The sequence below is a fragment of the Bacillota bacterium genome, from assembly GCA_040754675.1.
GTDB lineage: Bacteria > Bacillota > Limnochordia > Limnochordales > Geochordaceae > Geochorda.
In genome coordinates this window covers 1-11,179 of sequence record JBFMCJ010000083.1, presented here as the reverse complement: position 1 = coordinate 11,179, position 11,179 = coordinate 1, and the positions used below count along the sequence as shown (strand labels likewise).

Sequence of the window (11,179 nt, the reverse complement as noted above, 5' to 3'; positions counted from 1 at the left end):
GCCGGCGAGGCGCCCCGCCCGCACGTCCTGCCGGTCGCGCCTGGAGCCAGGCGGCAGCCAGGGCTTTCGTCGACGGCCTGAAGGGCCGCGTTCGCGCCTCCCGGGTGGCCGCGTCGTTTCGTGCGGGAGCCCCTGACGCCATGGCCGCCGCCCTCACCGCTGCGGCCGTGCACGCCGCCGCCTCGAACGCGGTGGTTCGCCTCCTGCGCCTGGCTTTGCTCGAATCTCCGGGGCCCGCCATCGTGGTACGCCCCGCTTTCGGGCATCCGGCTCACGTGGCAGCAAGGGGGGAACTCACCCTCCGGGTCGTCGCCTTTTGGGTCTCGCTCGCGCTGGCCCGCGCGGTCGCGGCCGCAGCGGCCGGGGCGATGCGGGGCTCTGCCAGGGGCGCTCAACGTGCGAGAGCCCAAAGGGCGGCCGCGTAAAGCCGCGCCAGCCGGCGCAGGTGCTCGATCTCGATGTTCTCGTCCTTTTCGTGGGGCACGATGCCGGAAAAGGGGAAGACCGGGCCGAAGGCCACCGCCCCCGGCACCAGCCGCGCGTAGGTCCCGCCGCCAATCGCCAGCGGCGGCGTATCGTCGCCGGTCTCCTGGCGATAGACCTCGAGCAGCGTACGCACGATGAAGCTGTCTTCAGGGACATGGTGCGGGGGGTCGTCGCTTGCGTCCACAATGCGCCCGCCAGCCTCCCTGACCTGCTCTGCCGCCTTCGCCAGCAGGGCTGCCGCGCAAGCCAGGCTGACCGGGTAGCGGATGTTGAACGTGGCTGACAGCTCCCGGCCTTCCAGGCGCAGCACGCCGAGGTTGCAGGTCAGCACGCCGGAGACGTCGTCTCGGGCGGCTATGCCGAGCCCCTCGCCGTAGATGCCGGAGCCTGCCCTGGCGAGGAAGGCCAGCGTCCCGGAAGGGTCGACGAGCCCCCGGCCCGCGTCCGCCTCCACGAGGCACGCCAGGAGTTCGGCAGCGGCATTGACGCCCTTCTCGGGGGTGCTGCCGTGGGTGGCCACGCCCCGGCTCTTCACACGAAAGTGCGCCGGGTTACCTGCGTCGCTTTCCAGGGTGATCTGCGCCCGGCGCTTCGACGCCGCAGCGGCCACCAGGCGGCCCTGCCATTCGGCCGGCGACTCGCCGGGCGGCAGCTGGAGGCGGGCCTCGGCCTCGTCCGGCACCACATTGGGCCGTTGGCCGCCCCGCAGGCTCACCATCACGGGGCCGGGAGAGGGCAGCGCCAGGGTCAGGTCGAGAATCCCCTTCTCCGCAAAGACCAGGGGGAAGACGGCGTCGGGCGAAAACGCCATCTCCGGGTAGGGCTGGCGCTTGAAGTAGTGGCGCAGGCACTGGAACCCCGTCTCCTCGTCGCCGCCCACGATGAGCCGAAGGCCCCGCTTCACCGGGGCTCCGGCTGCGGCCAGCGCCGCGAGCGCAAAGAGCGACGCGACGGTCGGGCCCTTGTTGTCGATGGCACCCCGCCCGTAGATCCGGCCGTCGATCACGACGCCCCCGAAGGGTGGCACGCTCCAGCCGCCGCCCGCGGGTACCACGTCCACGTGCGTCAGGACACCCACGAACGGCGCCCGGGGCCCCCAGTGAGCATGAACGGCGTGGCCGTCCACGTTGGCCGTCTCCAGGCCAAACTCCCGCGCCAGGCGATCCACGAACTCGAGGGCGGCGCCCACTCCCGGCCCGAAAGGCCGGCCCGGCTCAGGTGGAGCCTCCACCGACTCGATGCGCAGCAGCGCCGCCGTCTTGTCCACGAGATCCTGGCGGTGGGCATCAAGCCACGCAAAGGCCGCCGACTCTACCGCATCGCGCCCCGGCGGCCAACGGGACTGGCCGACCATGAACAGCTCCCCCCTCGCTCTCATACCCTCTCTCATGGCCCGCGTCGTATGGTGGTGCCGCATGGAGAGGGGATGAGCCTGCTTTATGAATGGCCCCGGCTCCTTTTACCTCTCGCGCCGCTGCTGCGGGGGTGAGACCCATCGAGACGCCGGCTGCCGTCCGGGGTCACAGGGCCTCTATACCGTCCAGAGGGGCGACACCCTGTTCGCCATCGCCTGGCGCTTCCAGGTCAGCCCCAACGCGCTCATTGCGGCCAATCCGAACGTCCTCAGGTGGTCGCCCATCCTCCCGGGCGAGGTGCTGTGCATTCCGGCGGCCGGTTCGTAGCGCACGTGACCGGCGTCCGGCCAGGCCCGCCCCGGGCCCGTCACTGGGAGGCGTGCGCCACGATCCCGTCGGAGCGCGTCAGTATCCCCTTGAAGAGGAATCCCACCTGGCGAAGCGCCGCCTCCATGTCGAATGCGTTGAGCGCCGAGACCGCGTCCACAGGGATCACGACCTTGTACCATCGCAGCGCCGCGCTCGCCGCCGTGTAGTGGACGCAGATGTTGGCGACGGTGCCGCAGATGATGAGCGTGTCCGCACCCACGAGCCGCAGCTCGTGGTCGAGGCTGGTGCCGTAAAAGGCGTCATAGCGCACCTTCCGGATGACCCGCTCGCCGGTCAGGGGTTTCAACTCGTCGACGATCTCGGCGCCCCACGTGTCCGCCAGGACGTGCTCGCCCCAGATGGCAAACTCGGGATCGCCGGAATGGTGCCAGTCCTGGGTGAAGAACACCGGCACGTGGTGGTGCCGCGCCAGTTCCAGGAGCCGCTTGATGGCCGGAACGGTACCCGGGGCGTCCGGCACGAAGAGCTTCCCCTCGGGCCGGCAGAAGTCGTTTTGCATGTCCACGACGACCAGCGCCGTACGCTCCGGGTCGACCTCCACCTTCGGCACCAGCTCGTATTCGGGTACTTCGACCGTGCGCGCCGCCATGCCCTGAACACCTCCGGTCCATTCTCGTAAGGCGAGGAAGGGGTGTCAAACGCGCCCGCCCAAATGGTGGGCGGAGGTGTGCGGTGTGAAACGGGATTTCCGCCGGAGGTCCCTGCGGCCGGGCGCCGCGCGCTTTGGCGGCCTCCTCCTCGTCGGCCTGATGCTCTCCCCCCCGCTCCTTGCGGGGTCGCCGGCTCAACGAGCTTACGAACTGCGGGGCATCTGGCTGGACAACGGCTACGTGGCCCGCCTCGACGCCAGGGCCGGCGTGGCGAGGCTGATGGACCAGCTCAAGGACGCCGGCTTCAACGCTGTCTTCGTCGAGACTCTCTACCGCGGTTACACCCTCTACGCCGGGCCCTACCAGGACATGCGCTTCGAGGGCTGGCCCGAGGATCCGCTCCAGGTCGTGGTGGAGGAGGCGCACCGGCGCGAGCTTCGCGTGCACGCCTGGATGTGGATGCTCGGGGCCGGCGTCCACGGCGAAGCCGGCCCCGTGCTCGCCGCCCACCCCGGCTGGGCCGACCGCAGCGTGAGGGGAAGGGCGTTCAGCGGGGCAGGCGGGGGCGTGCTCTGGCTTGACCCGTCGCGCGCCGAGGTACGGGAGTTCCTGGCCGAACAGGCGGCGTACGTGGCCCGCCGCTACGCCGTGGACGGCATCCACCTGGATTACATCCGCTACAGCGACGAGCTCAGCGACCCCTTTGGCTACGCGCCGCACGCGCAGGAGGCGTTCCGCGCTGCAACGGGCATCGACGTGGCCGGGCGCGCGCCCGAAGAGCTCCCTTCCGCCGAGCGGGCCGCCTGGAGATCGTGGCGGGAGGCGCAGGTCACGGCCGTCGTGCGGCAGGTGCGGGACAGCGTGGAGCGCACTGCCCCCGCCGCGGTCATCTCCGCGGCCGTCCTCCCCGAGCCGGCGCAGGCCCGGATCGTTCACCTGCAAAACTGGATCGAGTGGCTTGCGAACGGCCTCATCGACATAGCGATTCCCATGGCCTACACCTCGTCGCTGCCCAACCTGGCAGATATCCTGCACTCCATTGACGCCGAACTTGAGCGCCTGTCGCCGTACCGCAAACCCGAGGCCATGCGCTCGCGCGTCGCGCCGGGCCTGGCGCTGTTTGCCACCCGCCCGGAGGGGCTGGCCCAACAGGCGGCGCACGTGCGGGAGGCCGGCTTTGGGGGTGTGGTGGCGTTTAGCGCCTCCTACCTGAGCCTGCCGGCGCGCGGGGTGCTGGCGTCAGCGTTTTCGGCTCCGGCCGCCCATCCGCCCGCCCTGCGTGCCGAGATGGCGTCGCTTCCACCCCTCCCCCCGCAGCCGCTGCCGGAGGGGCCTGCCGCCCCCGCTGTCGCCGGGGCCGCCCCGGCTGGCCCGAACAAGGCGCGCCAGGCGACAGTCACGGTGGATTCCACGTTCCGGGGCTACTCGGCCGCCCCGCTCAACGACGGGCAGCTCAACGACGTCCTCGAGCTGGGGCGCTGGGCGCAGGTCGCGTGGGCTTCGGCCGAGCGGCCCGGCGACCATTTCGTGGAGCTGCGCTGGGCCCAGCCGCAGTCCATCTCCCAGGTGGACGTCTACTGGGCGCTTGACCGGGGCCGCTTCTTCAGCTCGAGCCGGCTGAGAATCGAGGTGGAAAAGGCCGATGGAGGCGGCTGGGAGACCCTGTGGGAGTATACGAGCCAGCCGACCCACCGCATCAGCCGCACCTCCGTCACCTTTGTACCCGTCACTGCTCGGGCGCTGAGGCTGGTGCAGCCGGCAGGCGGCGGCCCCCTGGGCCGGCCGGATTTGATGTGGATCGCCGAGGTTGAAGTATACGGGGAGGGTTGGTCAGGTCCCGGAGGGGAGGCTCGATAGTTTTAAGGGTACCCCACCCGGGTGGTGCCGGTGCCATCACCCTCCGGGCCGGCCAGTATGGGCAAGGCGATATAATGCGGCCTGTGGGGTAAGAAGGTGACGCCTTACGAGAGAGGGGGCCATTCATCCTATGGAGTCTGAAAAGCGTCCCAGGCGGCCAGGGCGCCTCGGATGGCTTGTCGCTTTGGCCACGGTCAGCTTTCTCGTCGGGGCCGCTTTGACGACCGCCGTCCTGGACATCGATTGGTCGACACAGAAGCGGGCCCAGACTCCCGTCGCCGAAGCCCAGACCGGCAGCGTTGCGCTGGTCGAAGCACCGGGCCTGGGCGGGGCGTACGTTTTGGCCGACATCGCCGAGCAGGTGAGCCCCGCCGTGGTCTTCGTGAGTGTCAAGTTCCCCCGGCCCACGGAGACGGCGCGGGATCCGTTCTTCGAGTTCTTCTTCGGGCCCATGCCAAGCCCCGAGCAAACCAGCGCCGGTACGGGGTTCATCATCTCGGAGGACGGCTACATCCTGACCAACCAGCACGTGGTGGGCAACGTCGGTGACAACCAGAAGATCACGGTCAAACTGTCCCTGCCGGACTTCAGCGCCGAGGTGCCCGCGCAAATGGTCGGCTCCAACTACGCCCTCGACCTGGCCATCCTGAAGATCCCGAAGCCGCGGGGGCTCGACAAGCTTCCGGTGGCGAAGCTGGGAGATTCGGACAGGACCCGGCCGGGCGAGTGGGTCATCGCCATCGGCAACCCGTACGGGGAGAAGCTCGAGCACACGGTCACCGTGGGCGTCGTCAGCGCCAAGGGGCGCTCCATCAGGGTCTACGACCGGGATGTGGGCCGCTACCGCTCGTACCAGAACCTGCTGCAGACGGACGCGGCCATCAACCCCGGCAACTCCGGCGGGCCGCTGGTGAACATCCGAGGCGAGGTCATCGGCATCAACACCGCCGTCAACACCGAGGGGCAGAACATCGGCTTCGCCATCCCCGTCAACGAGGCGAAGCGGGTGCTGGAGGACCTGATCAGCCAGGCCGGCAAGCCCAGCGCCAGGCCGTACATCGGCGTCACCCTCGAGGAGATCGACTCCCGGCTGGCGCGCTACCTCGGCCTCCCGGACACCAACGGCGCCCTGATCAGCACGGTGCAGCGCGGCTCTCCGGCCGATAAGGCGGGGCTGCGGGTCTACGACGTGATCCGCCGAATGGGTGAGCAGGAGATCACGTCGGTCGACGACGTCTTCAACGCCCTGGATCGCTACAGGCCGGGAGACGAGGTGCTCTTCCAGATCTTCCGCGACGGGCGCATCCTCACGGTGCCCGTAAAGATGGGCGAGCGACCCCCCGAGAGCCGATAATAGCCGAGAGAGCTGACGCACAGGGCCTCAAAAGCAGGCTGGCAGGCGAGAAGGCGTAGAGGGGAGTTCCCCTCTACGCCTTCCGTCTTTGGTCGCCGGGTGCCGTTGTTCTCGATCCAGTACTACCCGACGGGGCGTTATCTAGCCTTCCGCCGGTCTGGGCTGCTTGCCAGGGGGCTCGAGAATACCTTCCTGGTCCAGGATCCGCCGGCGCTCCGTCCGCTCCTGGCCGGCGGGCACCACCTTCGGTTCCGGCTCCGCCGCGGGCGTGGACGGCGCCGGGAGCTCCCGGCCCTCCACCGCAGCCAGGAACGTCTCCCGGTTCAACGTCTCCTTCTCCTGGAGCACCGTGACGACCCGCTCCAGCGCGTCCCGGTGTTCTTTCAGGATGCCAACGGCCTTCTGATACGCCTCCTCGATCAGGCGGCGTACCTCTTCGTCAATGGCCGCTGCGACCTGCTCGCTGTAGTTGCGGTCCCGGGCGATGTCCCGCCCGAGGAAAATGAGATCCTCGTGCTGGCGCCCGAACGTCAACGGCCCGAGCCGGTCGCTCATGCCCCAGGCCATGACCATCTGGCGCGCCAGCTTGGTGGCCTGCTCCAGGTCGTTCTGCGCCCCGGTGCTGATCTCCGAGAAGGCCAGCTCCTCGCTGGCGCGGCCGCCGAGGATATGCGCCAGGCGGTCGAGCAGTTCGCTTCGGGTCTCCACCATGCGATCCTCATCGGGCAGCACCATGGTGTACCCGCCCGCCAGGCCGCGGCCCACGATGGTCACCTTGTGCACCGGATCGGAGTGCGGCAGGAAGTGGGCCACCAGAGCATGTCCTGCCTCATGATAGGCCAGCACTTTCTTGTCCTGCGGCCGGATCACCCGGTGCCGCCGCTCCGGCCCCATCAGGACACGGTCGATGGCCTCTTCGCACTCGTCCATCGAGATGCGCTTCTTGCCGCGGCGCGCCGCCAGGATGGCCGCCTCGTTCATGAGGTTCTCCAGGTCGGCCCCCACGAAGCCGGGCGTCCGGCGGGCGAGCAGCTTCAGGTCGACGTCCTGCGACAGTGGCTTGTTGCGGCTGTGCACCTTCAGGATCTCGTAGCGGCCCTCCACGTCCGGCCGGTCCACGACCACCTTGCGGTCAAACCGCCCGGGCCGCAGAAGCGCCGGGTCGAGCACGTCGGGCCGGTTGGTCGCGGCCATGATGATGATGCCCGAGTTGGGCTCGAACCCGTCCATCTCGACCAGCAACTGGTTGAGCGTCTGCTCGCGCTCGTCGTGGCCGCCGCCAAGGCCCGCACCCCGCTGCCGTCCCACGGCGTCCAGCTCGTCGATGAACACGATGCAGGGGCTGTTCTTCTTGGCCGTCTCGAACAGGTCCCGCACTCGGGCCGCGCCGACGCCCACGAACATCTCGACGAAGTCGGAGCCGCTGATGCTGAAGAACGGCACGCCGGCTTCGCCCGCCACGGCCCGTGCCAGCAGCGTCTTGCCGGTGCCCGGCGGCCCGACCAGCAGGATGCCCTTCGGCACGCGGGCGCCCATGTCGACGAACTTGCGCGGGTGCTTCAGGAATTCCACGACTTCCTGCAGTTCCTGCTTGGCCTCGTCAAGACCCGCCACGTCGTTGAAGGTGACCTTGGTCTTCTCCTCGGTGTGCAGCCGCGCACGGCTCTTGCCGAACGACATGGCGCGGTTGGAGCCGCCCTGCATCTGGTTGAGGATGAAAAGCCAGATCCCGACGAACACGACCAGGGTTAGGAGCTGGGGAAGGAGATTGAGCCACCACGGTGGGTTGGGCGGCGGCTCGGCGGAAACCGGCACCCCCTTCTCCTCCACCTTCCGCATGACCTCCTGGGCGGTGTTGGACGGGATGTAAGTCACGAAGCTCGCATTATCCTTCAGCGTGCCCTCGAGGCGCTGCTCGCCCACGAAACGCACGCTCGCCACCTGTCCCGAGTCGAGAAGGCGTGTGAACTGGTAATATTCAATCTGGCGCTTGCTCTCGGAGGGGGAGTAGAAGGTGCTGACGATGGCGATGAGCACCACTGCCACCAGCAGGTACAGGCTGACGCCCCTCAGGAACCTGTTCATCTCCGCCCCTCCCCTCCGGTCACGTCTTCCCATGCCGCTTTCACGTCCTCCAGTGACACATCACGCCGGGACGTGCGGCCCGGCGCCCTTGCTTTCAGGGTCATTATAGCATAGGGGATCCGTCGGCTCCGGGCGCCTGCGGCGCCAGCTCGAGGCGCAGACGCCCGCGCACCAACCTCCCCCAAACCCCCCCTGGCAACTGAACCACCGCGCCGCCGCGCCGCCGGCGCACCGCATCCAGGAGGGCCTCCACGTGAACCAGCCCGAGCTCGCCCCGGTGGCCTCCCGATACCTCTTCGAACGCCCGTACCAAAACCCGCCGCGCAAGCGCCGGGTGCAGCGCCACAAGCGCCTTGACGCTGAGCTCGACGCTGCCGGGAGCGCTGCGGGCAGCGGCCTCCCACGCTTCATCGGCCCGGGCCTGCATGAAGGCCTGTTCGTCGAGTGCCACTCGCGCCAGCCTTACCAGCGCCTCACGCACCCCGGGGCGGAAGCGGGATTCGAGGTACGGGAGCAGTTCGAGGCGGATGCGGTTGCGCAAAAAACGGGTGGAACGGTTGCTTTCGTCTTCTACCGGCTCGAGGCCGGCCGCCTCGCAGTAGGCCAGGACGTCCCGCCGCCACACGTCGATGAGCGGGCGCACGAACACGCCCCTCACGGGCCGAATGCCGGCCAGGCCTCCCGGGCCGGTCCCCCGGATCACCCACATCATCACCGTTTCGGCCTGGTCGTCGGCGGTGTGACCCAGGGCAACCCGCCGGCAGCGCCGTTCCTGCGCGATCCGTTCCAGCGCAGCCAGGCGCACCGCCCGCGCGGCGCTTTCCAGCGAAAGCCCGTGGGCCCGAGCGTATCCGGGAGCGTCGGTGCAGTGCAGGACGAAGGGAATGCCAAGCCGTCCGGCCAGCGCCCTGGCCGCCTCGGCGTCCCGGTCGGCCGATTCTCCCCGAATGCCGTGGTGAACGTGAGCGGCCTCGACGTCCAGCTTCAGGCGGGGTGCCAGGAGTGTCAGGGCATGGGCGAGCGCCGACGAGTCCGGCCCGGCTGAAAGCCCCACCAGCACCCGGTCGCCCGCGGTCAGCATCCGGTAGCGAGCGATGGTGCGGGCCATGACCAGAAAAAGCCGGGTGCGGCGCAGGTGAGCGGCCGGTCGGGGTGCGGTTATCGCCCGTGTCGCCCCCATCCGGGACAAAAAAGACGGCCCGCAGGGGGAGCCGTCAACGACAGTGGAAGGCAGACAGCCACGCAGATGATGACTAAGCCACCGCCCGCCTCCTGCAGGCGGGCCTCACCCTATCAGGTCCCCGTCTTGGCCTGAGCCTGAGTGTTGGCCCAGTACGCCAGGACTGCCACGATGATGCCGGCGACGACGCTGATCCACTTGAGCGGATCGAACTGAACGAACCAGGGCAGGATGATCAGGAGCACGCCAACGATCACGTTGACCCAGTTCTGCCACATGGCCTTTAGACCCCCCTCGAATGGTGAAGGCCTGGGCATCTAACTCGCCGCCAACCGTCGCTGGCTCTGCCTCCCTGTCGGTGCCGCCGCCCTTACGGGCCGCCGGAACCCGTCCCCAGTATAGGCCGGAACGCCCGCAACGTCAAGCTGCCGCACGCTCAGGACCGCCAGCGTCAAGTCGTCCGGCCACCTGCCCCCCGCCACCGCCTCCAGGCACCCCACCAGGCGTTGCGCCAGTTGATCCGCCGGCGAGGCCCCTGCTCCGGCCGACAGCAGCACCTGCTGCAGGCAGGCCTCCCCCGCCTCGCCCAGCTCTGCAGCGCCGTCGGTCGCCATCAGCACCACGTCCCCGTCCAACAGCGAGCGCTGGACCACCTCCGCTTCCACCCCCGCCACGATGCCCGCCGGCAGCGCCTGGCCCTCGATGAGTTCGACCCGGCCGCCCCGGTAGAGGAACGTCGGGTAAGCACCCGCTTTGGCGAGTTCCAGTTCCCCGGAAGCCAGGTCGAACACCGCCACATCCAGCGTCGCAAAGCGCTCATCCGGGGATCTCGCCAGCAGCACGGCGTTGGCGATGGCGATGGCGGATGCGGCGCCGGCCCCGGCGGCGAGGGCCGCTTCCGCCAGCCGAACGGCCGTCTCGCTCTCCTGGGCCGCATCGGGGCCGCTTCCCATTCCGTCGCTGAGGATGACGCACGTGAGCGCCGGGCCCAGGGTGACCCGGGCGAAGCTGTCCCCCGAACACGTCTCGCCCGCCCGGGTACGGGAGGCAAAGGCGCACGACACCTCCCACAGCGCGCGCCGCACCAGGTGCACCTCACAGCCATGGCCGCCGGGGCGGGACAGACCGTGGCGGCACGCCATGCGAGAGACCTCCCACAAAACCCCCTCCGCCTGCGCGGCCAGTTGCGTGAGGGAACGGGCGCACGATTCGGGGGCGCGGCAGGGCCCCACCCGTTCCACCATCACCTCGCGGCGGGCGCCTGATCCCGCTACCACGACTTCACGTGCCGGCGTCCCCGCTCGTGCCAGGTGGCGCGCCAGGCGTTCGGCGGCCTCCTCGTCGAACGACTGAAAGTGCCCGGAGGCGATGCGGATCACGTCGTGAAGCACCTTCTGCGTCACCTCGACCTGCGTGACGAGGCGCCGCGCCTCTGCCTGCGAGCGCTGCCCGGCAGCCCGCAGAACCCCCATGATGCGGGCCGCATCGCCTACCGCCCCGGTCAGGCGGACCGGCTGGATGCAGCGCTGCCTCAGGGAAGCCGACATCATTTCCGGCTGAGCCTGGCCCGCCGCCTCGGCCGCCTCCAGGAAAGCGAGCACGTCATGGAAGCTGGCGTTCGCGCACGCGTCCCAGCAGTGCGAGAAACAGGGGCAGGAAGCGCACGCCCGCTGCTGCACCATTTCAACGTACTCGACCCCGTCCGACGCGGCCGGCATGGGCCCCGCGGCGGCCATCTCGTAAGCCGCCCGGAGGGCGTCGATCACCCTTTCGGCGCCCGAGACGCTCTCGGAAAGGCGCTGCTCCAGCCATGACACGGCCAGGCGCCCCGGCACGGCAGCGGCAGGCGCGCCGCCGGGATGGGCAGGGACGCCCACCGAGG

10 protein-coding genes are annotated in these 11,179 nt (G+C 69.5%); 4 read left to right on the top strand and 6 right to left on the bottom strand.

What is annotated here, in order from left to right:
• Positions 1-425 (top strand): hypothetical protein (locus AB1609_06970; protein MEW6046207.1); only part of this gene is annotated, 425 nt, incomplete at its 5' end.
• On the opposite strand, the gene AB1609_06965 is transcribed toward AB1609_06970, so the two are convergent.
• A complete protein-coding gene (locus AB1609_06965) occupies positions 392-1,864 on the bottom strand; it encodes a Sapep family Mn(2+)-dependent dipeptidase (protein MEW6046206.1) in 1,473 nt (490 codons plus the stop codon). The two genes, AB1609_06970 and AB1609_06965, sit on opposite strands and share 34 nt — an antisense overlap.
• A 61-nt stretch (positions 1,865-1,925) precedes the next feature.
• On the opposite strand from AB1609_06965, the gene AB1609_06960 reads away from it, so the two are divergent.
• Positions 1,926-2,168, top strand: a complete 243-nt coding sequence (locus AB1609_06960) for a LysM domain-containing protein (protein MEW6046205.1) — start codon at positions 1,926-1,928, stop codon at positions 2,166-2,168.
• A 40-nt stretch (positions 2,169-2,208) separates the two neighbouring features.
• Here the strand turns inward: AB1609_06960 and AB1609_06955 are convergent, their stop codons facing one another.
• Complete coding sequence (locus AB1609_06955; protein ID MEW6046204.1) at positions 2,209-2,820, bottom strand: isochorismatase family cysteine hydrolase; 612 nt, start codon at positions 2,818-2,820, stop codon at positions 2,209-2,211.
• A gap of 85 nt (positions 2,821-2,905) precedes the next feature.
• On the opposite strand from AB1609_06955, the gene AB1609_06950 reads away from it, so the two are divergent.
• Positions 2,906-4,678: a family 10 glycosylhydrolase gene (locus AB1609_06950; GenBank protein ID MEW6046203.1), complete on the top strand. Its 1,773-nt coding sequence runs from the start codon at positions 2,906-2,908 to the stop codon at positions 4,676-4,678.
• A 130-nt stretch (positions 4,679-4,808) separates the two neighbouring features.
• Positions 4,809-6,032 (top strand): trypsin-like peptidase domain-containing protein, encoded by a 1,224-nt coding sequence (locus AB1609_06945; GenBank protein ID MEW6046202.1) that lies wholly within the window; start codon positions 4,809-4,811, stop codon positions 6,030-6,032.
• Between the two features lie 141 nt (positions 6,033-6,173).
• On the opposite strand, the gene ftsH is transcribed toward AB1609_06945, so the two are convergent.
• The 4 genes from ftsH to AB1609_06925 all read right to left on the bottom strand — a co-directional run.
• Complete coding sequence (ftsH, locus tag AB1609_06940) at positions 6,174-8,117, bottom strand: ATP-dependent zinc metalloprotease FtsH (protein ID MEW6046201.1); 1,944 nt, start codon at positions 8,115-8,117, stop codon at positions 6,174-6,176.
• A 103-nt stretch (positions 8,118-8,220) separates the two neighbouring features.
• Entirely contained in the window at positions 8,221-9,297 is a 1,077-nt protein-coding gene (gene tilS, locus AB1609_06935; protein MEW6046200.1) for a tRNA lysidine(34) synthetase TilS, read from the bottom strand.
• Positions 9,298-9,410: 113 nt separating this feature from the next.
• Positions 9,411-9,575 (bottom strand): SPW repeat protein, encoded by a 165-nt coding sequence (locus AB1609_06930; GenBank protein MEW6046199.1) that lies wholly within the window; start codon positions 9,573-9,575, stop codon positions 9,411-9,413.
• 39 nt (positions 9,576-9,614) lie between these two features.
• Positions 9,615-11,179, bottom strand: a 1,565-nt coding sequence (locus AB1609_06925; GenBank protein ID MEW6046198.1) for a SpoIIE family protein phosphatase, incomplete at its 5' end; no start/stop codon positions are given.